This window comes from Arthrobacter sp. B3I4 (assembly GCF_030816855.1).
Taxonomy (GTDB): Bacteria; Actinomycetota; Actinomycetes; order Actinomycetales; family Micrococcaceae; genus Arthrobacter.
This window is the reverse complement of record NZ_JAUSYK010000001.1, coordinates 3477288-3503096: the sequence shown is the minus strand read 5'-3', so window position 1 is coordinate 3503096 and position 25809 is coordinate 3477288. Positions and strand designations below refer to the sequence as shown.

19 protein-coding genes and 1 rRNA gene are annotated in these 25809 nt (G+C 67.0%); 8 read left to right on the top strand and 12 right to left on the bottom strand.

The annotated features are described in order from the left end of the window. Positions 1 to 171: 171 nt before the first annotated feature. Positions 172 to 288: ribosomal RNA gene (rrf, locus tag QFZ61_RS16430) — 5S ribosomal RNA — on the top strand. A gap of 166 nt (positions 289 to 454) precedes the next feature. Here rrf and QFZ61_RS16425 read toward each other — a convergent pair. Next, complete coding sequence (locus QFZ61_RS16425) at positions 455 to 1351, bottom strand: glycoside hydrolase family 16 protein (RefSeq protein WP_307037825.1); 897 nt, start codon at positions 1349 to 1351, stop codon at positions 455 to 457. A gap of 473 nt (positions 1352 to 1824) precedes the next feature. Between QFZ61_RS16425 and QFZ61_RS16420 the strand changes: the two genes are divergently transcribed. Then, positions 1825 to 2673, top strand: a complete 849-nt coding sequence (locus QFZ61_RS16420; RefSeq protein WP_307037823.1) for an SDR family NAD(P)-dependent oxidoreductase — start codon at positions 1825 to 1827, stop codon at positions 2671 to 2673. A gap of 198 nt (positions 2674 to 2871) precedes the next feature. On the opposite strand, the gene QFZ61_RS16415 is transcribed toward QFZ61_RS16420, so the two are convergent. The 5 genes from QFZ61_RS16415 to QFZ61_RS16395 all read right to left on the bottom strand — a co-directional run bounded on the left by QFZ61_RS16415 (position 2872) and on the right by QFZ61_RS16395 (position 9735). Then, the gene (locus tag QFZ61_RS16415) at positions 2872 to 4899 is read right to left on the bottom strand and encodes a sensor domain-containing phosphodiesterase (protein ID WP_307037821.1); all 2028 of its coding nucleotides are present in this window, start codon (positions 4897 to 4899) and stop codon (positions 2872 to 2874) included. A gap of 136 nt (positions 4900 to 5035) precedes the next feature. After that, positions 5036 to 7126 carry a bifunctional diguanylate cyclase/phosphodiesterase gene (locus QFZ61_RS16410; protein WP_307037819.1) on the bottom strand — a complete coding sequence of 697 codons (2091 nt, stop codon included), beginning with the start codon at positions 7124 to 7126 and terminating at the stop codon, positions 5036 to 5038. A gap of 216 nt (positions 7127 to 7342) precedes the next feature. Next, positions 7343 to 7591, bottom strand: a complete 249-nt coding sequence (locus tag QFZ61_RS16405; RefSeq protein WP_307037818.1) for a hypothetical protein — start codon at positions 7589 to 7591, stop codon at positions 7343 to 7345. Next, complete coding sequence (locus QFZ61_RS16400) at positions 7584 to 9065, bottom strand: flotillin family protein (RefSeq protein WP_307037816.1); 1482 nt, start codon at positions 9063 to 9065, stop codon at positions 7584 to 7586. Before QFZ61_RS16400 ends, QFZ61_RS16405 begins: the two co-directional genes overlap by 8 nt. 202 nt (positions 9066 to 9267) lie before the next feature. Further along, positions 9268 to 9735, bottom strand: a complete 468-nt coding sequence (locus QFZ61_RS16395) for a DUF4383 domain-containing protein (RefSeq protein ID WP_307037814.1) — start codon at positions 9733 to 9735, stop codon at positions 9268 to 9270. Positions 9736 to 9864: 129 nt separating this feature from the next. Here QFZ61_RS16395 and QFZ61_RS16390 point away from each other — a divergent pair, with 129 nt between their 5' ends. After that, on the top strand, positions 9865 to 11187 hold the full coding sequence (locus QFZ61_RS16390) for a DUF6350 family protein (protein ID WP_307037812.1): 1323 nt from the start codon (positions 9865 to 9867) through the stop codon (positions 11185 to 11187). A gap of 38 nt (positions 11188 to 11225) precedes the next feature. On the opposite strand, the gene QFZ61_RS16385 is transcribed toward QFZ61_RS16390, so the two are convergent. Then, positions 11226 to 11672 carry a hypothetical protein gene (locus QFZ61_RS16385; protein WP_307037810.1) on the bottom strand — a complete coding sequence of 149 codons (447 nt, stop codon included), beginning with the start codon at positions 11670 to 11672 and terminating at the stop codon, positions 11226 to 11228. Between the two features lie 39 nt (positions 11673 to 11711). On the opposite strand from QFZ61_RS16385, the gene purN reads away from it, so the two are divergent. Both purN and QFZ61_RS16375 read left to right on the top strand, forming a co-directional pair. Further along, the gene (gene purN, locus QFZ61_RS16380) at positions 11712 to 12284 is read left to right on the top strand and encodes a phosphoribosylglycinamide formyltransferase (RefSeq protein WP_307037809.1); all 573 of its coding nucleotides are present in this window, start codon (positions 11712 to 11714) and stop codon (positions 12282 to 12284) included. A gap of 351 nt (positions 12285 to 12635) precedes the next feature. Further along, positions 12636 to 13436 carry a hypothetical protein gene (locus tag QFZ61_RS16375; RefSeq protein WP_307037807.1) on the top strand — a complete coding sequence of 267 codons (801 nt, stop codon included), beginning with the start codon at positions 12636 to 12638 and terminating at the stop codon, positions 13434 to 13436. Between the two features lie 92 nt (positions 13437 to 13528). Here QFZ61_RS16375 and QFZ61_RS16370 read toward each other — a convergent pair whose 3' ends face one another. Next, positions 13529 to 14881, bottom strand: coding sequence for an MFS transporter (locus tag QFZ61_RS16370; protein ID WP_307037805.1), 1353 nt, complete (start codon positions 14879 to 14881; stop codon positions 13529 to 13531). 150 nt (positions 14882 to 15031) lie between these two features. Between QFZ61_RS16370 and purH the strand changes: the two genes are divergently transcribed. Beyond that, positions 15032 to 16720 carry a bifunctional phosphoribosylaminoimidazolecarboxamide formyltransferase/IMP cyclohydrolase gene (gene purH / locus QFZ61_RS16365; RefSeq protein ID WP_307037803.1) on the top strand — a complete coding sequence of 563 codons (1689 nt, stop codon included), beginning with the start codon at positions 15032 to 15034 and terminating at the stop codon, positions 16718 to 16720. A gap of 200 nt (positions 16721 to 16920) precedes the next feature. Here purH and QFZ61_RS16360 read toward each other — a convergent pair whose 3' ends face one another. Then, a complete protein-coding gene (locus tag QFZ61_RS16360; protein WP_307037801.1) occupies positions 16921 to 17895 on the bottom strand; it encodes a serine protease in 975 nt (324 codons plus the stop codon). Between the two features lie 261 nt (positions 17896 to 18156). Between QFZ61_RS16360 and QFZ61_RS16355 the strand changes: the two genes are divergently transcribed. Further along, positions 18157 to 20376 carry an NADP-dependent isocitrate dehydrogenase gene (locus QFZ61_RS16355; RefSeq protein WP_307037800.1) on the top strand — a complete coding sequence of 740 codons (2220 nt, stop codon included), beginning with the start codon at positions 18157 to 18159 and terminating at the stop codon, positions 20374 to 20376. Between the two features lie 68 nt (positions 20377 to 20444). Here QFZ61_RS16355 and QFZ61_RS16350 read toward each other — a convergent pair whose 3' ends face one another. After that, positions 20445 to 21071, bottom strand: coding sequence for an SRPBCC family protein (locus tag QFZ61_RS16350; protein ID WP_307037798.1), 627 nt, complete (start codon positions 21069 to 21071; stop codon positions 20445 to 20447). A gap of 220 nt (positions 21072 to 21291) precedes the next feature. On the opposite strand from QFZ61_RS16350, the gene QFZ61_RS16345 reads away from it, so the two are divergent. Beyond that, complete coding sequence (locus QFZ61_RS16345; protein ID WP_307037796.1) at positions 21292 to 23505, top strand: catalase; 2214 nt, start codon at positions 21292 to 21294, stop codon at positions 23503 to 23505. A gap of 15 nt (positions 23506 to 23520) precedes the next feature. Here the strand turns inward: QFZ61_RS16345 and QFZ61_RS16340 are convergent, their stop codons facing one another. After that, complete coding sequence (locus tag QFZ61_RS16340) at positions 23521 to 24099, bottom strand: mucin-associated surface protein (protein WP_307037794.1); 579 nt, start codon at positions 24097 to 24099, stop codon at positions 23521 to 23523. After that, positions 24096 to 25325, bottom strand: a complete 1230-nt coding sequence (locus tag QFZ61_RS16335) for a serine/threonine-protein kinase (RefSeq protein ID WP_373427212.1) — start codon at positions 25323 to 25325, stop codon at positions 24096 to 24098. Before QFZ61_RS16335 ends, QFZ61_RS16340 begins: the two co-directional genes overlap by 4 nt. Between the last annotated feature and the right edge of the window lie 484 nt (positions 25326 to 25809).

Here is a 25809-nt window from a genome sequence, read left to right as displayed (position 1 = left end):
AAGACTGCTTGCGTCCACTATGTGGTTCCCAAACAACAAACCCAAACCCACGGGAACGTTGCTTGACGAACCAAAACAACTGAATACAACACCACATGTTGTAACCATAAGATTTCCCACCCAGGGAAAACCGCCCGCCAGGGCCGGCCACCAGGGGTGCGGACACAGGGTTACGGCGGTCATAGCGTGGGGGAAACGCCCGGTCCCATTCCGAACCCGGAAGCTAAGACCCACAGCGCCGATGGTACTGCACCCGGGAGGGTGTGGGAGAGTAGGACACCGCCGGACAACCATTACAGCCAGGCCCCGACACACGTCGGGGCCTGAGCTATTTAACCGTGGAGGTTGCCGGAGCTGAGGGAACGTCGGGAAGAAGGCTGCCGGAGCTGAGGGAACGTCGGGAAGAAAGCCGCCGGAGCTGAGGGAGCGTTGGGGGTGAAGCGGGAACTGCCGGCTACTTCCAGACCCGGACGTAGTCCACCCGCATGTTGCCCGCATCGCCGAGGATCCGGGGGCCGGACCAGTTGCCCACATTAAGGAGCAGGTAGTGGGGGCTGTTGCCGTCTTTGCTGGCGTAGGAGTGGACGAGAATGCCGTCGTAGTAGATGTCGTTTTGTCCGGCTTTCCGGTGCAAACCGTACGTATGGTAGCCACCGGCCCAGCATCCGGGGACCAGGCGGCTCTTCTTCCCTGCCCCTGAGTGGTAAACGCTCCACATATCGCCGGCGAGTGGTTCTGCTATGTCGATTTCTCCGGTGCGGGGAAACTGCTGCCCCACTGTCCACCAGGCCGCCCAGTTGTGAATGCCGGCGCCGCAGGATCCCGAGAAGTAGATCCGCGCCTCGACGTAGCCTTCGGTGAACTCAAAACCCGTGTGACCGGGTGCTCCGTCCTTGGGGTTGGTAGAGAGGAGGGCGCCGGACTCATCGTCGCTGAGCTGAAGAACCGCTTCGCCATTAGCGACTCTGACATTGCTGGAACAGGTCTTGACGTTGTTCTTCAGGGATTTGGGGTTGCAGTCGTTGAACCAGTACGGAGTCCAAACCGCTGTGTTCAGGGTGTCGAATTCGTCGTCGAAAACCAGATGCCAAGAGCCGGGGACGCCGACGGGGACCTGCTGGTTCACGCCCAGGACCTGGGTGACAGTCAGCGGTTCAGTTTCAGCAGGGTTGTCGACGTTGGTGTCGGGAGCAGGCGCTGCCGGTGGCATGCCGGCGCCGCTATCGGGAGCAGGCGCCTCGACTTTCACGTCGGTATTCGGCGAGTCGGCGTCGGGTGTGTCGACATCCGGCGCTTCGGCTGTGGCGGGTTCTGGGCCTGTCTCTTCGGAGCTGGAAGACGGCTGCGGCATCGGGAAGGCAGTCTGAGCTGCGCTCCCTGACAAGCCGACCGCAAGGAGGAGGCAGCACAGCAACGCCAGTGAACGGCCCTTCACGTCACCACGCCCCGGGTCAGGGAAGCGATATGACGCTGCCGATGCCGTGGAGCTCTGGTGACCGGAGCCCGCCCCATATAACTGGGTGCTGCGAGGGCTAGTTGCACGATGGTCCTTCCATGTCCAGTTCGGCAGGCGACCATGATCAAAGACTTTTGCGGCCCCCGAAACCACTTAATACAGATCAGACTATGAGCGGGATCTCCGCCCGTCAGGAGTGCCTGCTACTGGTCTTTTTACTTCCTACACTCGGTTCGACCGTTCAAATTACTTGCCTCGCAAGGCGGCGGCCCCCCTCGCGTCTCCTTCCGACTGCAGCCGCTGCGCGAACGCCAGCGCCCGGTTCGCTACGCTTGGAAGGCATTGAACCCTCTACCCCGGGAGATCCCATGACTGCACGGACCATCGTCATCACCGGTGCCAGCGACGGGATCGGCGCCTCAGCGGCCCGGACCTTTGCCGCACGAGGGGAGCACGTCGTCGTCGTCGGTCGCTCGGCCGAGAAGACGGAGCGGATCGCCAAAGAGACTGGCGCTGACTACTTCGTAGCCGACTTCGCTGAACTGGCGCAGGTGCGTCGCTTAGCCGCACAGCTGAAGGAGAAGTACCCGCAGATCGATGTTCTGGCGAACAACGCCGGCGGCATTATGCGTGCCCGCGAGCTGACTGTGGACGGCCACGAGAAGACCTTCCAGGTCAACCACCTCGCGCCATTCCTGCTGACGACCGAACTGCTGGATGTACTGACAGCAAGCAAGGCCAAGGTCATCAACACGTCGAGCGTCGCGAACTCGATTTTCGCCAAGCTGGACATCGAGGACCTGGACGCGGCGAAGAGCTACTCCACCAACCGCGCCTACGGCAACGCGAAGCTGGCGAATATCCTCTTCACCGCCGAACTCCACAACCGCTATCACGCTGCGGGAATCTCGACGGCGGCCTTCCACCCGGGCGGCGTTGCCACCAACTTCGCGGCCGACTCGACGAGTCCCATGCGCCTGGCTTACAAATCATTCCTTAAGCGCTTCATGCTGACTCCGGACCAGGGCGCCGATACGCTCGTCTGGCTGGCCGACGGCACCCCCGGCGTGGACTGGACGTCAGGCGCGTACTACGCCAAGCGGGCAATCGCGAAGGCGAACAAGCAGGCCTACGAGGCCGGTCTTGCCCGCGAGCTGTGGGAGCGCAGCGAGGACATGGTCGCGCGGGACTCCGACACGCTCGACCCGCTGGGCTAGCATCCGCCTTGGCCCGATCGGGGGCCGGAAACGCTGTACGGAGCCGCCGTTCGGGCCGGAGCTGACGTTCCTGCCCAGTTACTAGGATGGGCACTGGCCCCGGGCCCTGCGAATCCGCGGTCGACCGGGTGCGGAACGGTGTGCCGGCTGGAGTAACTGGGCAGGATCGTCGGCCGGGCGACCCAACGTCGGTGCCGGTTACCCCGGGGCTTCGACCTTGTCGATAGCGGTGAGGGCGCTTTCCATCGTGCCCGCCAGGTCGCTGGCCGGGGCCGGCTTGGCGAACAGGTAGCCCTGCAGTGAATCGCAGCCCAGATCCATCAGGTACTTGGCCTGGACGGGCGTCTCGATGCCTTCCGCCGTGACCTTCAGCCCCAGTTCCTGCGCGGTGTTGATCATGGTGCGGAAGAACGGCAGGTGTTCCTTGCCGGTCTTGATCATCGCCACGAAGGACCGGTCGATCTTGACCTTGTCCAGCGGCAGCTCCTTGAGCCGGCCCAACGTCGAATACCCGGTGCCGAAGTCGTCCATCGCGATCCGGACCCCGGCCTGGCGCAACTGCCGGAGCTGGCGAAGCACGTCGGAACCGGCGTCGAAGAACACGCTCTCGGTCAGTTCGAGCATGAGCTGACGCGGGTGCACCCCGGTGGAGACGAGAATGTCCAGCACGTCGGTGGCGAATTCGCGGTGCTGGAACTGCAGGCCGGAGACGTTGACGGCCACGCTGTAGGCGGCGTCGCCGGCCAGCCAGGGGCGGATTTCGGCGCAGGCTCGGCGCAGAACCTCGTCGCCGATCTCACGGATCAGGCCGCTTTGTTCGGCCACGGGCAGGAACTGGTTGGGCGGCACCAGCCTGCCGTGCCGCTCCCAGCGGGCAAACGCCTCGAACTGCACGACGGCGCCGAGCCCGGGGGACACCACCGGCTGGTAGTGCACCGAGATCTGGCCCAGCTCCACGGCCTGCCGCAGCCCGGTCTCGCCCTGCTCCTTCTGCGCGGCGGTGGCGAGCATTTCCGGCCGGAACTGCAGCCAGGTGTTCTTCCCCGCAGCCTTGGCCGCCGCCAACGCGGAGTCCGCCTGGCGGAGCAGTTCCGCGCCGTCGTGCATCTGCGCCGTCCGGGACGCCAGGCCCATGCTGACCGCCGGCCGCACCACGGAGCCTCCCACCCGGGCGGGCGTGTACAGGGACTCGGAGATCCGCTTCGCCACCGCCCCGACGTTGAGGCATTCGGTCAGCAGAATCGCAAATTCGTCACCGCCGAGCCTCGCCACGGTGTCGTGCGGCCGTACGCAGTTGCGCAGCCGGCTGGCCACCTCCACCAGCAGTTCATCCGCGGCGGAGCGACCCAGCATGTCGTTGTAGCTCTTGAAGTCGTCCACATTCAGCAGCAGCACGTCCAACGGGTCAGGCCGGCGCAGGGCCGCGGCCAGGCGTTCGTTGAACAGAGTGCCGTTGGGCAGGCCGGTCAGCGTGTCCCGCAGTACGGCGGCCTTGAGCTGGTCATCCTGCTCCACGGGCGTCAGCCGGGGGAGGAGGCCGGTGGTGCTTGGGATCAGTAGGGACTCAAGCGGGCCGAACGTACGACGGCGGGCTGCGGCTGCCGCCGAAGCGGCACGGGACGCTGCGGCCCAAACGGCGCCGGCCGGAGCGCCGCCGGCCAGGCCGCCGCCGGCCGACGGGTTGACAGCCAGGTCGCCCGCACCGCCTGTCGACGAGCCGGCCGGACCCCCGTTGGCCGGACCCCCGTTGGCCGAACCTCCGCCAGCCGACGTGCCGCCAGCCGACGTGCCGCCGTCGTGCTCACGACCTGGGAAAGCACCGCCGGCGGCCCCCGCCAGGGGTGAAGAGGCGGCGGGGCGGACGGAGAGGGCGACAGCGCCGCCGTCGCCGGCCGTCCCTGCAGAAGGAGGAAGCGCGGCGCAGGTGATTTCCAGCGGAAAAACGGACGCGTCGCCGCGGCGCCCAGCGCCGGCAAAGGGCATCCGGGTCCCAGCCGTTGCCTCCGACGAATTCGTGGAGAGGCCGGCGAGGAAGGCGTGGAAGTCTCCCCGGGAGGCCTCGGCCAGCAGCAGGCTGTAGTCGGCTCCCAGCAGCTGCGTCCGGGAGTAGCCGAAGAGCTGCTCGGCGGCGGAATTCAGGAAAGTGATAGAGCCGTCGGGGGCCAGCAGCAACAGCGCGTCCGGGCTGTGCTCCAGCACTGTCTGTGCGAACGCTGCGTCCATCATGTGTACTTCCCCCAAAGCGACGAATCTGTGAATATCGGCCCAATTCTATGTGTTCCCGGCTCCGCGCCCCGCAGCTTTCGGCCCGAACCGTGAAAGCACGCGAATGTGTCGTCCGGGCACCCGGACAGTGCGCGGCTCAGAGTGCGCCGGCCGGCTCCTGCAGCGCCTCGATCGCCGCCGCCGACTGCGCCATGGCCGCCGCCCGGCGCAGCTCCGGCACCGGCCGGGAGAAGAAGTAGCCCTGGAGCGCATCGCACTCGTGCTCCATCAGATACCGGGCCTGGGCAGGGGTTTCGATGCCCTCCGCCGTGACCCGCAGACCCAGGCTGTGGGCCATATGGATCATGGAGGTCAGGATGGGGAGCCGTTCCTCGCCGGTACGCAGCATCGAGACAAACGACTTGTCGATCTTCACCGCATCCACCGGCAGTTCCTGAAGCCGGCCCAGCGACGAATAGCCCGTACCGAAGTCGTCCAACGCCACCCGGATCCCCGCCGTGCGCAGGGTGATCAGCTGCTGGATCACGTGGCAGGCGGCGTCGAAGAACACGCTCTCCGTCACCTCGATGACCAGCTGGTGGGGGTCTACCCGGCTCCACGCCGCGATGTCCAGCACCCGCTCGGCGAAGTCCTTGTGTTGCAGCTGCACACCGGAGACGTTCACGGCCAGCGTCCGGCCCGGATCCTCGGCCAGCCAGGGCTGCAGCTCGGCACAACTCTGCCGAAGAACCTCGGCACCGATGTCCCGGATCAGGCCGCTGCGCTCCGCCGTCTGGATGAAGGTGTCCGGCGCCATCATCACGCCGTCGCGTTCCCAGCGTGCCAGCGCCTCGAACTGGACCACTTCGCGCCGGTTCGTCGAGACGACGGGCTGGTAGAAGACTTTGATTTGGCCGAGTTCGACGGCGCGGCGCAGCCCCGCAGTCAGCTGGGTACGTTCCAGCAGCGAGGCCAGCATCTCGGGCTGGAAGTGGACGTAGCAGTTCTTGCCCGCCTCTTTGGCCGCGTACATCGCCACGTCCGCCTGCCGCAGCAGTTCGGAGGAGGACATGCCGTCCGTGCCGCGGGTGGCAACGCCCAGGCTCAGGCCCGGCCGCATCAGCGTGCCCTCGATGGAGACCGGTGCGTTCAGCGTGCTCACGATCCGTTGCGCCACCGCGTCGGAGTCCTGGCAGCCTTCCAGCAGGACGACAAATTCGTCGCCGCCCAGCCGTGCCACGGTGCCGTGCGGGCCGACGCAGTTCTGCAGGCGGCGGGAAATCTCCACCAGCATCTGGTCTCCGGCGTGGTGGCCGAGGATGTCGTTGACTTCCTTGAAGTCGTCCAGATCCAGCAACAGCACCGCCACCGAGCCGCGGGAGCCCAGTGCCGCGGTGGCGCGTTCGTTGAACAGCATCCGGTTGGCCAGCCCGGTCAGCGGGTCCTGGAATGCGAGCGCCTTGAGCTTGTCCGTCTGCTGGGCCAATTCCTCGAGGGCGCGCCGGGCCTGGTCTTCGGCGGTGGTGCGGGAAGTGACGTCGCGGAAGTTCCAGATCCGGCCCACCACTTCATCGGCGACCTTCTGTGGACGCGAATACAGCTCCACCGTCCGGCCGTCCCGGAACTCGAGCACGTCGTGGCTGTGCAGTTCATGGTTCGCGTAAAGCTCGGCGACCCTGGCCTTGAAGGCGTCCGGGTTGTTCAGCTGCGGTGCGATGAACTTAACCACGGCGTAAGCGTCGTCCTCGGCCAAAATTTCGCGGGGCATACCCCAGAGCCGCAGGTATTGTTCGTTCACACTGGTGACCTGGCCGGTGTTGGAGACCACGAGGATGCCGTCCGCTGTCGTCTCCAGCGTGGCATCCAGCAGCGAGAGCGCCTGCCGGCGCCCGGCGTCGTGGTCCTGGCGGTGGGCGACGTTGCGCACCGCCACAGCCATCGACGTTTCCGTCCCCGTGGTGACCAGCGAGCAGGTCAGCTCCAGCTGGATCTCCCCGCCGTTGCGGTGCAGCCCGACGGCGGGGAAGGGGTTGGTTCCATAGGTTCCGGCGCGGCCGAGGCGGCTGAGGACACGGAGGAAGCCGCCGCGCTCGTCCTCGACCAGGAGGCGGCTGTGCGGGACGCCGACGAGTTGCTCCCTGGTGTACCCGAACAACCGCTCCGCGGCCGGATTGAGAAAGGAAATGACCCCGTCAGTGGTCAGCAGCAACAACGCATCAGGACCCTGCGCCAGCAGTGTCTCCGCCAATCCTTGTTCCACGTCGATGCCAGCCCCCGGGCTCCATTATTCGATTCCACCAGCAGGGCGGTGGTCAATAAACTTCAAGCATCATAAGGCCATGAGATGCAAATCACAGCACCGGGTGCATTTGGGTGCGGTGTCGTCGCGCGTGCGGTGACCGTCGCCGCTGATACCAGGAGGGCAGCCGCCGCCGTCGCGCTCCTAGCGGCCGCCGTCGCGCTCCTAGCGGCCGGTGTTCCGGCGCAGCACGTCGGGTAGTTCGTCGACGAAAACCGTCTGCGGCGGTTCGTAGTAAATCACCAGCACCTCGTCGCCGACGGCGTAGACGCTTTCCTTGTCGAAGGGGTGGGCGTGGAAGGCGCTGGTCCCACCGCGGAACGGCAGCATCACCTCACCGATCGTGCCAGGCGCCACCCGCCCCGTGACCCGACCGATCTTGCCGGTCAAGCTCCGGTCGACGTTCCTAGGCATCCGGACCTTTCAGCGGCTGCTTCGCGGCGGCCGCACCGGTCCGGCCATCAGTCCGGCCATCGGTCCGGCCGTTCTGTCGACCATCCTTTAGCGCCGTCCGGAGCGCCGGCAGGTAATCCCCGACCTGGGCGAGGATGCCGCCGACCATTCGGTTGAGGCCCTCGCCGCCGTTCAGAACCGTGAGCTGGCCGACGTGCGCAAACGGCTCGGCAGCCGCGGCGACGATGCCGGGCATGTTTTCCGCCAGCTGCTGCGAGATGACCGCGTCCTGGTTGGTGCCCAGGGCCTCGCCGCGGGCCTTGATGCCCTCGGCCTCGGCCAGCGCCTTGGCTTTGATCGAGGACGCCGTCGCATCACCGCGGGCCTTTGTCGCGGCCGCCTCCGCCTCACCTGTGACCCGGGTGGCCCCGGCAGCGGCTGCGGCCGCCGTGGCGTTCGCCTGCGCCTGCAGCTCGGTCCGCCGGGCGTTGGCCTGTGCCTCGAGTTCGGTGCGGCGGGCCAGGGCCTCAGCGGCGCTGATGTCCGCAGACTTCTGGCCCTCGGCCTCGGTGCGCTTGGCATACGCCTTGGCATCGGCCGGCTTGCGGATCGTCGTCTGGAGCTTCTGCTCCTCGCGGTCCGCCTCCAGCTTGGCCACCTCGGTCTCCTGCACCACCACCTGCTGCCGGGCGGTGGCTTCGGCCAACGGGCCAGCCTGGGCGGCGTTGGCCCGTGCCCGCTCCGCGTTGGCCTGCGCCTCGGACTGTTTGATCGCCGACAGGCTCTGTGCGTCGGCGATCTGCGCCGCTGCCTCCGCCTCCCGTTCGGCTGCTTCCCGGTTCCGGGTCGCCTCGGCGATCCGGGCTTCCATCTTCACCTGGGCGATGTGCGGCTTGGCGATGTTCTGGATGTAGCCGGTGGGGTCCTGCAGGTCCTTGATCTGCAGCGAGTCGACTACCAGGCCAAGCTTTTCCATCTCCACACCGCTGGCGCTGCGGACCTGCGAGCCGAGCTTGTCGCGCTCGCGGATGATTTCCTCGACAGTCATGCTGCCGATGATGGAGCGCAGGTGCCCCTCGAAGACGTTGTAGACCTGGCTCTGCATCTTGGGCTGCTGCCCGAGGAACCGGCGGGCGGCGTTCGCAATGAAGGGCGGCGCGTCCCCGATCTTGTAAATCACCACCCCTTCGACGATGACCTGGATACCCTGGGACGTCACGCAGGAGACCTTCAGTTCGGTCTCGTTGAGGGTCAGTGAGAGCGTGCGCACGGTCTGCAGGCCGGGGAACACCAGCGCGCCTTTTCCGGTGACGATCTTGAAGTCCATGCCGTCTCGGGTCTCCAGGGTCCCGCGGGTCAGGCCGGAGATGATGAGCGCCTCGTTCGGCTCGGCCACCTTCCACATCAGCTTCACCGCCACCCAGACCAGCACGACGACGACGAGCACCCCGGCGACAACGGCGGCGACCGGGATCAAAGCTGAAAAGTCAGGCATGGAAAACCTTTCCGTCGGGTCTACCAGGTGAGCGTGAGGCCAGTCTGGGGTGCCGCCGTCGAATAAGTCCAGAGTCGGGTGGAAAGAAAAAAGCTGGTGCGGAGTCCGAGAAAAGTGCCCGGCGCCCGCACCAGCAGGTAGTACGAATTGTTAGATTGCTATGAATCGTCCCTCATTCGCGGCTCCCTTTCCCGGTGTGCCTTTACCGGGTTTGTGCGTCATCGGCCAGATGCCTCGAAAGCAGCCAGCCGGCGCCAATCATTGCGACGCCCACCACCAGCAGGGTCCAGCTGTCTGTGGCGTTGAACGAGAGGAAATTGGCCGCCGACCCCGCGCCGACGATGAGCGCGTAAACGCTGAGGACGATGTACAGCAGGCCAAAACCCATCAGGAAGTTCCGGGCGCCCATTTGGTTCCGTGCCATGGTGAAGCCCGTGGCACCGATCGCGAGCTGAACGATGTTCAGCAGCATGGACACCTGAAACAGGCCCAGGAACATGGCCCGGGAATCCGGTCCCAGGAACCTCAATTCGCTGTACTGCGTGGTGATGCCGGGAATGAACCCCAGGACACCCACGACCATAAGGACGATACCCACACCCATGCCGACGTTCTGGACATCCGTGCGTCCGAAATGTACGCCGTGTGCATGTGGGGATGCGGTAGTCATTTTCTGCCTCCAACCACTGATTGCGGACACTTAATTTTACGGCGGGGCACTGGAAAAAGCGCCGAAATCCGGGGGAGGACGCCTGTCGGAACCGGGCACGACGGCGTACGCGTGGCACGATGGATCACGATGAAACTGCGCGCTGATCAGACCGGGGACCGTGGCCTTCCGATGCCTTTGTGGCTGCAGGGGGCGCTCGAGTCCGCGCAGGCGGCCATCATCTCCGCGCTCGCCGTGATTGCGCCCATCGTCGCGGTCTGGGCAACAGCCGGTTTCAGCCAAAGCGGCTTCGAATTTCTTGCCCGGCTGGCCGGCCAGGCCTGGCTGTTGGTCCACGGCGTGCCCCTGCTCCTGGAGGGGGTCGAGGGCGGAGCGGCGGCCGGGCCGGACTCCGGCACCTTGTCGCTGATCCCGTTGGGGCTCACCCTGATTCCGTTCCTGCTCGCCTGGCGGGCCGGCCGGCGGCTGGCCCGGGCGTCCTACACCGACCAGCTCTGGCAGGCACTCCTAGGCTCCTGGCTGATGTATGCCGCCTTCGGGTTTGCCACGGGCTTCCTTTGCCGCACCTCAGAGGTGGGCGTCAGCCTCTGGTACGCCTCGATCGTTCCGCTGATTCCCTTCGCCCTGGGTATGGTGATCGGCGCCCGGCGCGAGGCGGGGTCCTGGAGCCGACTGATCGGCGTCGACGCCGTGGCCTGGCTCTCGCGCACCAGCCAGCATTCCCGCTGGGCCGGCTCCTACCTTGGATCAGCGGTCAAGGCAGGCTTCGTTGCGGTCATGGCCAGCCTCGCCATGACCGCCGCGTTGCTCGCGGTGGACCTGCTCATCCACTGGAACCTGGTCATCGCCGTCTACGAAGCGCTCGACGCCGGACCGGTGGGCGGTGCGGCGCTCACCATCGCGCAACTGGGCTACCTGCCCAACCTCGTCATCTTCGCCCTCGCCTGGACCTCCGGGCCTGGGTTCGCGCTCGGTGCCGGCTCCCAGGCCGGTGCGCTGGGCACCGCCGTCGGGCCGCTGCCCTCCATTCCGGTGTTCGCCGCACTGCCGTCCGGCGCCCTGGACTACGGCTTCGTGGCGCTGGTGGTACCGGCGCTCGCCGGCGCCCTCGCCGGCTGGTGGTTCCTGCGCGAGGGGGAAAACCATTTCGACGAGTGGCTCTCGATCAAGATCAAGGCCCGATGGTTCACCGCGGCCGTCTCCACCCTGGTCCTGGCTGTTCTGGTCGGCGCCATGGCGGGTCTGCTTGCCGCCGGTCTTGCGTGGCTGGCGCGCGGGTCCGCCGGGATCGGGCGGCTCACGGACATCGGGCCGGACCCGCTGATGACGGCGCTGTTCATCTCAGTGGAGACCGCAATCGGCGTCGTCATTGGCTACGCCGCCGGGCCGTGGCTGGAACGCCGCCAGAAACTCCAGGAAGCAGACCTGGAGCTGGCCGCCGGATCCGACTAAGCCCGTTGGCGGACCATGGGCGTAGCTGCCTTTGACTGCTAGCGCAGCTGCGCGGGCATCGACTTCTCCAGCTCGGTGCGGCAGACCGAGGCGGCCTGCTCCGTCAGGGCGTGGCGGGCGCATTGCTGGTAGTCGCGGATCTGGTTGAAGAACGCCGCCGAGACCGCAATCATCAACACCATCACTGCGGAGACCACCAGGCCGGAGATGGTGCCGAAGAGCACCAGCCGGGATTCCCGGAGCCGCACGGCGCGGACCAGCAGGACGACGCCGAACACGACGCCGGCGGCGGTCAGGATCGCGGCGAGCCACAGGTAGTTGACGTCGAGCTGGAACACGAAGAATGCCCCGAGTACGGCCACTATGAAGGCGCGGAACAGATTGTGGGTCTTGAGCAGCGACGCCTTGGCCGCCTCGCTCCGCGGATTCTCGCGTTGCGGGTTCTGGTTGCGCGAGCTTCCGGCGGGGTCCTGGGGGGAACTCATGGTTTCCAGCCTACGCGAGCGGCCCCTTAGGCTAGGGCAATGCGCATCGTGGTCCTCGTTTCCGGTACCGGCTCCAACCTCCAGGCCGTCATCGACGCGGTTAAGAGCGGGGAACTGGATGTCGAACTTGCCGCCGTCGGTGCGGACCGACCCGGAACGTACGGGGTCGAGCGCTCGTTGGCAGCCGGAATCCCGACGTTCGTGGTGGACTTCAAGGCGTACCCAGACCGTGCTGCCTGGAATTCGGCGCTGGCCGACGCCGTCGCTGCGTACCGGCCCGACGTCGTCGTGTCCTCCGGGTTCATGCGCATTGTCAGCGCGGACTTCATTGACGCGTTCGGCGGCAAGTACCTGAACACGCATCCTGCGCTGCTGCCCGCCTTCCCGGGCGCACACGGCGTCCGGGATGCACTGGCCTACGGAGTGAAGGTCACCGGGTGCACCGTTCACTGGGCCGACGCCGGCGTGGACACCGGCCCGATCATCGCGCAGGAAGCGGTGGCCGTTGAGGATGGCGACACCGAGGAAACCCTGCATGAACGGATCAAGGCCGTGGAACGGCGTCTGCTGGTTTCCACCCTGGCCGCCCTCGCCGCGGCCCCGGCTACCTAAAACAGGCAAGCAAGTAGTGGACCGAGGGAAAGTGAGTACACCTCGGAAAAGACGGGTGGCGTCGAAGGAAAGTCGAGTATCTCTGGGCCGGTTTTGGCCTGATTGGAGCCCATAGTCTGACGCAGTCACATTCGTCTCTTGCGTCTCTGGGGGTTCCTCTTGTTTCAGTTCAGCTCTGCAAAAACCAGCTCAAAAGTTCTCGGCCTTACCGCGGCACTCGTACTCGGGACGGGTGCCGCTACTGCGGCGTATGCTGTCTCGACGACCTCCGGAACAGGCACAATCAATGGCTGCTACAACGTCAACAACGGTGGCCAGCTCCGTGTCCTCGCGGCCGGACAAACGTGTGATTTGAAGAAGGAAACCCCGATCTCCTGGAACCTTCAGGGCGCCGAGGGCCCGGCAGGCCCCCAAGGTGCCCAGGGCCCGAAGGGCGACACCGGTGCCAAGGGTGACACCGGTGCGACCGGCGCGACCGGCGCCCAAGGTGAGAAAGGCGACAAGAGCGACACCGGTGCACAGGGTCCCCAGGGGGAGAAGGGCGACATTGGCGAAGCCGGCGCCCAGGGTGAGAAGGGCGACACTGGCGAAGCCGGAGCGCAGGGCCCGGAGGGACCCCAGGGCCCCCAGGGTGAAAAGGGGGACAAGGGCGACCAAGGTGAGAAGGGCGCCACCGGCGCCACCGGTGCCACAGGCGCACAGGGTGAGAAGGGCGCCACCGGCGAGACCGGAGCGACCGGTGCCACCGGCGCACAGGGCGAGAAGGGCGACACCGGCGCAACCGGCGCCGCCGGAGCGACGGGCGCCCAGGGCGAAGCCGGAGCGCCTGGTCCTCAGGGCGAGAAGGGCGACACCGGCGCAACCGGCGCTGCCGGACCGCAGGGCGAGGCCGGCCCCGCGGGCCCGAAGGGCGACAAGGGTGACACCGGAGCCTCCGCGTCCACCAGCGTGAGCACGGCGTCGAACAGCGGGACGGCGCTGACCGTCAAGGCGACCTGTCCGGCAGGCAAGGTCGCGGTAGGGGGAGGCTTCTCCTACAACACCACGGGCGGCAACCAGATCACGGCAAGCCAGCCGTCCGGCACCACCGAGTGGTCGGTGACCCAGACCAAGGCGAACTCGCTCACGGTGTACGTGACCTGCATCCAGTAAGCCCGTTCAACCCGGATGCCCTATCACTTATGGCGCTTTGGAAGCCTTCTTAGCAGCCATAAGTGATAGGCATCTGGGTGTTCCGGGCCGGGTCACTCGAGCCGGCGCTGCTTGGTCTCCGGAGCGAAGAAGGCCATCCACAGCACGGACAGCAGCACCAGGCCGCCGGCCAGCGAAAACGACGTCGCCAGCCCGAGTTGGGGCCACAGGAACGCGGCGAACACCAGCGGGCCGAATCCGGCGCCGAGCCGGGAGAAGGTCGAAGCCCAGCCGAAGCCCGAGCCGCGCAGTTCGGTCGGGTACAGCTCGGAGACGTAGGCGTACAGCACCGGAATGGCTACCTGCACCACAAAGCCGAAGACCAGCAGCCAGAACACGGCCGCCGTCGGGATGTCCACGACGACGGCGACGATCACCAGCGTCAGCGCCGACAGCGGACCGGTGATGGCAAGGATCCATTTGCGGCCGGTCTGTTCCACCAGCAGCGCGGCGACCACTACGCCAAGCAACCCGACAGCGGCCATCGACGCCGTCGTGAGGAAGGCCTTGTACTCGGCGAAGCCCGCACCGATCAGGATCCGCGGCATCCAGGTCAGGGACAGGTAGTAGACCAGCAGGATGCTGAAGAACAAAGCCCACGCCGCCGTCGTGATCTTCCAGTTGAACTGCCAGAGCGCGGGGAGCTGGGTCCAGGCGCTGCCGGCGGACAGCCGGGGCGCCCCCTGCGGTTCGGGCAGGCTGTAGACCCGGGCTTCCGCTCCGGTGGCCGACACCAGTCCGTCGATCACCCGCGCGGCTTCTTCGCGTCGGCCCTTGCGGATCAGGAACAGGGGTGACTCCGGAACGCTGCGCCGGATCCAGAACACGAGCAGCGCCGGCAGCACCATGATGAGCATGGTCAAGCGCCAGTCGGCGAACGCCGCGACGAGTCCGGCCGAGACGAAACCGCACAGCGCCGCGCCGACCGGCCACCAGCCGTCCATCGCGGTGAGAACCCTGCCGCGGTGTTTGCGGGGCGTGAACTCACCCACCAGCGCGTAATCCACCGGGATGCAGCCGCCCAGGCCGAAGCCGGCCAGGAACCGGAACACCACGAACCAGATGAAGTCAGGGGAGAAGGCGCCGAGGACGGTGAAGACGGAGAAGATCAGCAGGGTGGCGGAAAAGGCCTTCTTGCGCCCGATCGTGTCCGCGATGGTGCCCCAGACAAAGGCACCCAGCGCCATGCCGATCAGGTTCGAGGTGCCGATCCAGGCGGCGTCACCCGGGGTCAGCGACCAGTGCTTGGACAGCAGCGGGATCAGGATCCCGTTGAGCGTGACGTCCCAGGCGTCGAACATGAAGCCAAGTCCGCCGATCAGGAAGATCCGGCCCTGGACCTTCCACCGCCACGGCAGCTCCTGGACCACCTGTTCGCCGCTGGGCACAGTGGTGTACGTATTCATTTCCGCCTCCTGGGAAAATCCTACGTGCCGGGCACGGCCCGCGGGGAAGCTTCACACTCCGGCGCGCGGGAACCTCCCCGGCCGTGACGCGATAAACTGGCCGCATCCCCACCACCCGCGGCCGCGCCGCGATATAAGACGGAGACTTTTGTGAGCTTTACGCAGCTTGAACGTGTATCCATCGACCGGGTTCCCATCCGCCGGGCACTCATCTCGGTTTACGACAAGACCGGTCTGGAGGAACTCGCGCAGGGCCTGCACGAAGCCGGCGTAAAGATTGTCTCCACGGGTTCCACCGCCAAGAAGATCGCCGCCGCCGGGATCCCGGTGCAGGAGGTCGAGGAGGTCACCGGTTCCCCGGAAATGCTGGACGGCCGCGTCAAGACCCTCCACCCGCGCGTGCACGGCGGCATCCTCGCCGACCGCCGCGTCCCGGCACACATGAAGACCCTCGAGGACATGGCCATCGAGCCGTTCGACCTCGTCGTGGTGAACCTCTACCCGTTCGTGGAGACGGTGAAGTCCGGCGCCGCGCAGGACGACGTCGTCGAGCAGATCGACATCGGCGGCCCCGCGATGGTGCGCTCGGCCGCGAAGAACCACGCCGCCGTCGCGATCGTGGTGGACCCGGCCTCCTACGGCTCCGTGGTGCAGGCTGCCGCTTCGGGCGGCTTCGATCTGAAGACCCGACGCCGGCTGGCCGCCAAGGCCTTCGCGCACACCGCCTCCTACGACACCGCGGTGGCGACCTGGACCGCCAGTCAGTTCCTCGACGAGGACGGCGACGGCGTCATCGACTGGCCCGCGTACGCCGGCCTGGCCCTGGAACGCTCCGAGGTGCTGCGCTACGGCGAAAACCCGCACCAGCAGGCCGCCCTCTACGTGGACAAGGCTGCCCCGGCCGGCATCGCGCAGGCCGACCAGCTGCACGGCAAGGCGATGAGCTACAACAACTTCGTCGACGCCGACGCCGCCCTGCGCGCCGCCTTCGACTTCGCCGAGCCGGCCGTCGCGATCATCAAGCACGCCAACCCCTGCGGGGTTGCCGTAGGGTCCGCCGACGTCGCGGACCCGATCGCGGACGCGCACGCCAAGGCCCACGCCTGCGACCCGGTCTCCGCCTTTGGCGGCGTGATCGCGGCCAACCGCACCGTCACCGCCGGCATGGCCCGGACCGTGGCGGGGATCTTCACCGAGGTCGTCATCGCCCCCGGCTTCGAGGACGAGGCGGTGGAGATCCTGGCCAAGAAGAAGAACATCCGCCTGCTGACCCTGCCCGAGGGCTACGGCCGGTACCCGACCGAGTTCCGCCAGGTGTCCGGCGGCATGCTGGTGCAGGCCACCGACAAGGTCGACGCCGAGGGCGACAACCCCGCCAACTGGACCCTCGCCGCGGGGGAGGCTGCCGGCGCCGACACCCTGGCGGACCTGGCCTTCGCCTGGACCGCGTGCCGGGCGGCCAAGTCCAACGCCATCCTGCTGGCCGCCGACGGTGCCGCCGTCGGCATCGGCATGGGCCAGGTTAACCGTCTCGACTCCTGCCGGCTCGCCGTGGAGCGGGCCAACACCCTGGGCGTGAGCGTGGAGTCCGACGTCGAGGGCGCCGGCGGTGCCTCGAACGCTTCGGACGTCTCCGGCGCGCCCGAGCGTGCCCGCGGCGCCGTCGCGGCGTCGGATGCGTTCTTCCCGTTCGCCGACGGCCTGCAGATCCTGATCGACGCCGGCGTCCGCGCCGTCGTGCAGCCCGGCGGCTCCGTCCGGGACGAGGAAGTCATCGCTGCGGCCAACGCCGCCGGGATCACCATGTACTTCACCGGCGCCCGGCACTTCTTCCACTAGGTCCCGCTCCGCGGTTGCTGCCACAAATGGACATGCCCTCCCTTTTCGGGAGGGCATGTCCATTTTCTTGCTGGCTGGTTCCTCGGAGACACGGGAACGCGGGGCCGGTTGCCGCCCTGTCGAGGGGGTGGGTGGCAGCTGGCCCCGCGTTGCCCTGTTGTTCCTTTCCCTAGGGTGCGGTTTCTTTCGGGGGTGAGGTCTTAGGAAGCTGCGGCGGTGCTGTAAGCCTGCTGGATGACCGAGCCCCAGTAGGGCCCGTACATCACGGTGGAGCGGGTGCCGTAGCCGTAGCTGTTGATTGAGTTCTGGTAGCCGGCGGAGCTGGTGCCGATGAACCAGGGGCCGCCCGAGGACCCGCCGGTCATGTCGCAGGGGATGCCCTGGGCGTTGAACTGGGGGTTGTTCGGGTCATCGGAGGCCGGGCCCGTGCAGCTGATCAGCGACTGGCCGTCGAACGGGGTCGCGGCCGGGTAGCCGTAGGACTTGTAGGTCAGGCCGCGGGCGGCGTTGAACTGGACGCCGGAAGCGCCGACGACGTCGGACAGGTTCTGACCGTTCAGCGGGGAGACGACGGCGAACCCGGTGTCATACTGCATGTCACCGGCAGAGCTCCACTGGGTGGTGGTGTAGAGCGCCTTGGCGGCCCACTTGCCGTAGGGCGCCGCGCCGTTGAGGTAGGCCGGGACGAAGACGAAGTTAGTGGCAAACGCCCCGGGGCCTTCATTGACGCAGTGCCCTGCGGTGGAGACAGTGCTCTTATTGGTCGAGGTCACGGAGTTGCCCGAGCAAACGTAGTTGCTGCCGCCCATGGTGAAGAACACCTTGCCGATGTTGGCGACAGGCGACTCGCTGGCGTGCAGCGTGGTCTTGCCCCTCGCAGCCTTGCCGGAGATCTGCGTGCTGGCACCCTTCTCCACCGCTGCTGCCGGTGACTTGTTGCCGCGGGCCAGCGCCTTGTCCGCCAGCACATCGCCGGGGATCGCCGAGGCCATTCGGTCAGGGGTCCAGTAGTCAGCGGCTCCGGCCCCGTCGACGGCCTGGCTTGCCACCGCCGGAACCCCTTTGCCCTGCGCACTGGCCGGGGAGGCGGTCGCGGAACCGGCAGCGGTGACCGCCAGGAGTGCCGCGGCCGAGAGGCTGAGGAGGCTGGTGGCCAGAGTTCGGGGTGTTCTCATGGAGGTCCTAACCGGGAGGGATGCGGTGCGGCCCGCCGGTGCGGACCGCTGTGATGGGTACGAAACTACGCGAGCATGACTGATGCGTAAAGCGATCTGTCAACATTTGTCACGCAAGATTTGCGCACTATTACACCCGGTTCCCGCGATGCATTGCCCCGGGCGCCCGACTCCAATGGGCATCGCGGCGGCTCTCTCGGGTAAGTTAGAGCCGTTGAGATAACGAAGATTTCCGCAGACTTTCAGGGAGACGCCCAAGCAATGGCCAAGATTATCTATACCCACACCGACGAAGCGCCGATGCTGGCCACCTATTCGTTCTTGCCGATTGTCGAAGCGTTCGCGTCGACGGCCGGTGTGGAAGTGGAGACCCGCGACATTTCGCTCGCCGGCCGCATCATCGCCGTGTTCGGCGACTACCTCACCGAAGAACAGCGCGTCGGTGACGCGCTCGCCGAACTGGGCGAGCTGGCGAAGAAGCCGGAAGCGAACATCATCAAGCTGCCCAACATCAGCGCATCCGTGCCGCAGCTGAAGGCCGCCATCGCCGAGCTGCAGGGCCAGGGCTACGCCCTGCCGGATTACCCGGACAACCCGGCGTCGGACGAGGAAACGGACATCCGCTCCCGTTACGACAAGATCAAGGGCTCGGCCGTGAACCCGGTGCTCCGCGAGGGCAACTCGGACCGCCGCGCCCCCCTCTCGGTAAAGAACTACGCCCGGCAGAACCCGCACAGCATGGGCGCCTGGACCCCGGAGTCCAAGACCAACGTCGCGCACATGACCGCCGACGATTTCCGCTCCAATGAGAAGTCGGTCGTTATCGAGGCGGACACGAACCTTAAGATCCAGCTGGTCAAGGAAGACGGCACGGTCAAGGTCCTCAAGCGGGCCTTCCCGGTGCTGGCCGGCGAGGTCATTGACGGCACCGTGATGCGTGCCGCCGCGCTGGATGAGTTCCTGAAGGCCCAGGTTGCCCGGGCCAAGGAAGACGGTGTGCTCTTCTCCGCACACCTGAAGGCCACCATGATGAAGGTTTCCGACCCGATCATCTTCGGCCACGTCGTCAAGGCCTACTTCGCCGACCTCTTCGCCAGCTACGGCGAACAGATTGCAGCGGCGGGGCTGAGCCCCAACAACGGCCTCGCCTCCATCCTCAACGGGCTGGAGGACCTCCCGGAGGAGATCCGCGGCGACGTCGAAGCTGCCATCCAGAAGGGCCTCAACGACGGTCCCGAGCTGGCCATGGTCGACTCGGACAAGGGCATCACCAACCTGCACGTACCCTCCGACGTCATCGTCGACGCTTCGATGCCGGCGATGATCCGCAGCTCCGGCCACATGTGGGGCCGCGACGGCCAGGAGGCCGACACCCTTGCCGTGCTCCCGGACAGCAGCTACGCCGGCATCTACCAGGTCGTCATCGACGACTGCCGCGCCAACGGCGCCTTCGATCCGACCACCATGGGCACCGTCCCGAACGTCGGCCTGATGGCCCAGGCCGCCGAGGAATACGGCAGCCACGACAAGACGTTCGAGATCCAGTCGGCGGGCACCGTGCAGGTCGTTGACGACGCCGGCACCGTGCTGATCGAACACCAGGTCGCCCCCGGTGACATCTGGCGCGCCTGCCAGACCAAGGACGTGCCGATCCGCGACTGGGTCAAGCTCGCCGTCACCCGCGCCCGCGCCTCCGAAACCCCGGCCGTGTTCTGGCTGGACAAGGACCGCGCCCACGACGCCAACATGATCGCCAAGGTGGAGGAGTACCTCAAGGACCACGACACCGAGGGCCTGCAGCTGGAGATTCTGTCCCCGGACGAGGCCACCGCCTTCACCCTGGCACGCCTGCGCAAGGGCGAGGACACGATCTCCGTCACCGGCAACGTGCTCCGCGACTACCTCACGGACCTGTTCCCGATCCTGGAACTGGGCACCAGCGCCAAGATGCTCTCGATCGTTCCGCTGATCAACGGCGGCGGCCTGTTCGAGACCGGCGCCGGCGGCTCGGCCCCGAAGCACGTTCAGCAGCTGCTCAAGGAGAACCACCTGCGCTGGGACAGCCTGGGCGAGTTCCTGGCGCTGGCAGTGAGCTTTGAGCACCTCGCCACGTCCACCGGCAATGCCCGCTCGCAGATCCTCGCGGACACCCTGGACCGTGCCACCGGCACTTTCCTGCTGGAGGACAAGTCTCCGAAGCGCAAGGCCGGCCAGCTGGATAACCGCGGCAGCCACTTCTACCTGGCCAAGTTCTGGGCGGACGAGCTGGCACGCCAGAGCGACGACGCCGACCTGGCCGCCGCTTTCAAGGCCGTCTCGGAAGCGCTGAGCTCCAACGAGGAAACGATCGTCGGCGAGCTGCTGGCCGTCCAGGGTTCCCCGGTCGACCTCGGCGGCTACTACCGCCCGGACGAGGCCAAGGCCTCCGCCGTCATGCGGCCCTCCGCCAAGTTCGGCGAAGTGCTCTCCCTGCTGGGCTAGTCTGCGCAACACGAAGGGCGCACCGGGAACTCCCGGTGCGCCCTTCGGCGGTTAAACAAGGCTTCGCGTCAGCGGTCGGAGGCCCGGCGGTCCCGGTCAGCTGACGCGGTGCCGTCGGATTCGCCGCCGTCGAAAGCCGGCTCGGTGGCCAGGTCGGGATCCGTGTTGGCCGTCGCGCCGGGGCCGACGACGTCATAGCCGGGGTCCGTCAGCAGCGGCCGGGATGACGCTTCGCCGTCGACGCCGCTGCTGACGCGCTCGCGCCAGGCGCCGGTTTCGAAGTCGCGGCCCTCGATGAATTTCTTGAACCGCTGCAGGTCCGCGGCCACCTGCCGGGAGTCGAGGCCCACTGCTGCGCCGACTTTCTCTGCGGCCGAGTCGGGTTCCCAGCTGAGCTCGACGTCGACCCGGGTGGACGCCGGTCCGAGTTCGGTGAAGCGCACGGTACCGGCGTTGCGGGGGCTCTCCAGGCTCTCCCAGGCAACCTGCCGGTCGGGATCCTGGCTGCTGATCCGGGCGTCGTACTCACGTTTGACCCCGCCGACGCTGGTCTGAAAGTGGACCGTGGTGTCATTGAGTTGCTGGACGGCGTCGACCCCGCTCATGAACTGCGGGAAGTCCTCGAACTGGGTCCACTGATTGTAGGCCTGGCTTAGGGGGACGTTCACGTCGATGGATTCCTGGACTGTTGCCATGCGTACCTTCACTCCTTCAGTTGGCAGACCCCGGGCCTGCCACTCGTTTACAGGGCCAGACTGACCAAGCTAGCCGCATCCGTCCGATAGCGAAAGCCGGCGCGGGTCGTTGTCAGCGGGACGACCGTCCCCTAGGGTGCTAAGTAAGCTTAGTTTCGGCCCGGGGTCATTTTCTACCTTGCCGGCCGTGCTGGGACTGCCTACCCCGAGGAGTAACTGCATGCGCGAAGAGAGCAACATCAAGATTCCGGGCGCCGTGTCCGTCGAGCCGCCGGCCGTGAAGGAACCCGTAGCGCCGCGCGAACCGTTGCCGCCCAAGCCGGACCAGCAAGGGCCGGAGGCCGTCTCGCCGACCGGCACCCCCACCGGTGCGCCCGTTCACTCCCGGGCCCAGTCCGGCCCGTACCTGACAACCGCCCAGGGACTCCGGCTCAGCGACACCGACCATTCCTTGAAGGCCGGCCGCCGCGGCCCGGTGCTGCTCCAGGACCACCACCTGCGCGAGAAGATCACCCACTTCGACCATGAGCGCATCCCGGAGCGTGTAGTCCACGCCCGCGGCGCCGGGGCGCACGGCGTGTTCCGCTCCTACGGCACGGCGTCGTACATCACCAGGGCAGGTTTCCTGGCCAAGGACGTCGAGACCCCGGTGTTCGTGCGCTTTTCCACCGTGCTCGGTTCCCGCGGCTCGGCGGACACGGTCCGCGACACCCGCGGCTTCGCCACGAAGTTCTACACCGACGAGGGCACCTTCGACCTGGTGGGCAACAACATTCCGGTCTTCTTCATTCAGGACGGCATCAAGTTTCCCGACGTTGTCCACGCCGCCAAACCGCATCCGGACCGAGAAATCCCGCAGGCCCAAAGCGCCCACGACACCTTCTGGGACTTCGTCTCGCTGCACACCGAAGCCCAGGCGCACACCATGTGGAACATGTCCGACCGTGCCCTTCCGCGTTCCTACCGCACGATGGAAGGTTTCGGCGTCCACACCTTCCGGCTGGTCAACGCCGAAGGCAAGACCAGCCTGGTGAAGTTCCACTGGAAGCCCAAGCAGGGCGTGCATTCGCTTGTCTGGGAGGAAGCCCAGCTGATCAACGGCATGGATCCCGACTTCCACCGGCGGGACCTCGCGGACGCCATCGAGGCAGGCGCGTTCCCGGAGTGGGAACTGGGCGTGCAGGTCTTCCCGGACACCGAAGAGGAGTTCTTTGAAGGGATCGACCTGCTCGATCCCACCAAGTTCATTCCCGAAGAGCTGGCCCCGGTGCAGCCGATCGGCGTGATGACCCTCAACGCCAACCCGGTGAACTACTTCGCCGAGACCGAACAGGTCGCCTTCCACCCCGGCCACCTCGTTCCCGGCATCGACGTGACAAATGACCCGCTGCTGCAGGTGCGGCTGTTCTCCTACATCGACACCCAGATCAGCCGGCTCGGCGGACCCAACTTCAGCCAGCTGCCGATCAACCGGCCGCACGCACCGGTCAATGACATGCAGCGGGACGGCATGCACCAGACCGCGGTGCACAGCGGCGTTGCGCCCTACCGGCCGAATTCCCTCGACGGCGGCTGCCCCTTCCTCGCCGGCGCCGACGTCGGTGCGTTCATCGAGGTGCCTGAAGAGCTCGCCGCCGCCGTGAAGGAACGGAAATCTCCCGCATCCTTCGATGACCATTACAGCCAGGCTGGCCTCTTTTTCCGCAGCCTCGCACCGGTCGAGCAGGACCACGTCATCCAGGCGTACACCTTCGAACTGGGCAAGTGCCGCGAACAGGCGGTCCGGGAACGGCAGCTGCTGGCCCTGGCGAACATCGACTCCGCGCTCTGCGAAGCCGTCGCTACCGGACTGGGCATGGCCGCGCCGGCGGCGACCGAAGAAACCGCCGCCGCAGCTCCCAGCCCCGCGGTATCCCAGCTGGGCGGCACCTGGCCGGTAGCCGGTCGGGTCGTCGGGATCGTCGCGGACGCGCAGAGCGACCTGGCCGCGGTGCAGGCAGCCCGGGAGGCGTTGAACGCCGCCGGTATCGTGCCGCTCGTGATCGCCCCCGCCGGCGGGTTCCTGGGCGGCGAAGAGGGCGGCATCCCGGTGCAGCGCACCTACCTCACCGCCCGCTCCGTTGAGTTCGACGCCGTGCTGCTGGCGGGCGCGGGAGCGCCGGCGAACGACGCTGCTGCCGGGCGGGACGCGAAAGCGGGCCAGCCTGACACGGACGTCGACCCCCGCCTGGTGCTGCTCCTCACGGAACTCTTCCGGCACTCAAAAGCGGTCGGCGGGTGGGCAGCTGCCGGGGCCTGCCTGGACTCGGCTGGCATCGCGCAGGACGCAGCCGGACTTGCGCTGGGGGAGGGGCCCGACGACGTCGTCCCGCAGCTGATCGAGCTGCTGGCGGCGCACCGGGCCTGGGACCGTTTCCCGGCTACCGGCGCCTAAGCGGTCCGGGGCGCTTTAGCCTCCGCCCTTGTTCTTTCCCTTGTCTCTGCCTTTCTGGCCAGGCTCGGCAGGGGAGGGATCAGGTGCGGGGGCGGCGGCCTGTTGTGCTGCGGCAGCAGCGGCGGCGGCCGCAGCTGCCGCCGCCTGGTCTGCCGCCGCCTGGTCCGCGGCCGCCTGCTGTGCCGCTGCCTGCTCCGCGGCCGCCTTGGCTTCTGCCTCTTGCTTTGCTTTGGCCGCTTGGTCCGCGGCCGCCTTGGCGGCTGCCTGCTGTTGAGCAATTTTGGCGGTGAAATCAGCACGAACCGCGTCGATGGAAGCCTTGATGCTTTGGTGGCGCTTGAACGAGACCTTTCCGTCCGCCGCTGCTGCGTCCAGCTTCGCGACCAGTTCGTCCAGCAGTTTCAGCGCGCCGGCGGAGTCCTCGGCGGCTGCCGCTTCAGTGACGGCCAGAACTTGCGACTGCAGCTGTTGGGCGGCAACTCCGTCGAGCTCGGGACCCGAGGCGCAGCTGGCGAGCGAGCCGGCAACCAGGGCTGCTGTCAGCAGGGACCCCGCCAGCGCCGAATTCCACCGTCGTTTGTTGCCGCCGCTCATGGCTGCACACTCCTCTGTAGCTGCTTCAGGTGTTCGCCCACGTCGCCGCTGACGGCCGGGTAGGAGGGGACGACGGCGGCTGGCCTCGGGAGCGCGAAGGAGACGACGACGGCGGCTGCCGCCAGAAGCGCCAGCGCGGCCAGAACCACGGCGATCCTGCTGCGCCGGCGAGCGTGACGCAGACCAGTCGGCTTGCGGGAGGACCCTGCGCGGCCGGGGGATCGACGGCGCGGTTCTACGTCCGGGGTGAGCGCGTGCTGGGCACGGGTCGCCTCGGCAGGGCCATAACCTGCTGCCAATGCAGTGTGCGGCACAGCGTTCTGCGCTGTATCAACAACGGCACGCGGCGGACGGGCCGGGGGAGCGGGCAGGACACGGGTGCGTTCCTCAACCAGCGGGCCTGGGAGGGACTCCGGGGACACCAGCGCCTGGCGAAGGGCTGCCTCCAGTTCGGCCGCGGCGGGGCGTTCGAACGGGTCCAGCGCGGTCATGGCCCTGATCAGCTGCGCCCACTCTGCCGGGACGCTGTCCGGAACGACCGGCGCGCGGTGCAGGCGGGCCACAGCCGACTCAACGGCGCTTCCCGGGTACTCCACCGAACCCTTGATGCACTCCAGCAGCACCAAGCCGAGGGAGTAAATGTCGCTCGCGGGGCCCATGTCGGCGCCGCGGGCCTGTTCCGGGCTGAGGTACGCTGCCGTCCCCACCATCGTGCCGGTGGCGGTCAGGCGCGTTCCGTCAATGATCCGCGCAATACCGAAATCAGTCAGTTTGGGCCTCACCGGTTCCCCGGGCCGTGCATGAACCAGCAGGACATTGGCGGGCTTAATGTCGCGATGGATGATCCCCAGGGAGTGGACGTAGGCGAGGGCATCGGCCAGGCCGGCGCCGATCACGGCGAGTTCATCCAGGGGCACCGGGCTGTGACGGATCCTGCTGCGGAGGTCCTGGCCCTCCACCAGTTCCATGGTCAGGAAGGGCCGTGGCTCCTCCGGGACTCGCGTATCCGTGCCGGCGTCGAACAGGGTCACCAGGCTCGGGTGGTTCAACGTGGCCAAAAGCTCGATCTCCGCCTGCTGGCGCTTGAGCTCGTCGACGTCCGCTGACTGCGGCGCGAAGAGCTTGAGGGCCACGTCACGGCCCAGGTTTTCGTCCCGGGCCGTGTACACGGAGGCCATGCCGCCCCTGCCGAGGACTCGTCCCAGCCGGTAGCGACCGCTCAACATCTCGGTCGTGACCTCACTGGGCGTAACGTCCACGGTATTTCCCATCCTTTAGGTCGACGCCGGGATGGCGTCCCCTAAAGAATGATAAGGGTACTGGCAACTTGTTTCAGCATGGCCGGTATCGCTTAGCTGTCGTTTGCTGGTTCTGTGGGCACCTTTCGTATGGAGAGTCAGGATACTCGCCGGTGCTTGCGAGGCCGTTGGATCCCCCAGCGGAACCAACGACTTCGCTCCGGCGGCCAAGTGGACCTGGACAGGAGCGGGACGCGCTACGGGGGGCGTTCCGCGGTGGGGGGTATCACAGGGGTGCGGCGACGCTGCAGGGGTGTGCCACCTGATGTCATGCGCCCGGCCGCGGAAGGCGCTGAGACGGTGCGCCTACGACGGACGGGGGTGCCGGGAAACCGGTGGCGGACGGTGGTGTCCATAGGAAGTTCTCCTGAATGACTGATGGCGGGCGCACATGGCAACCCGAAGGACCGTG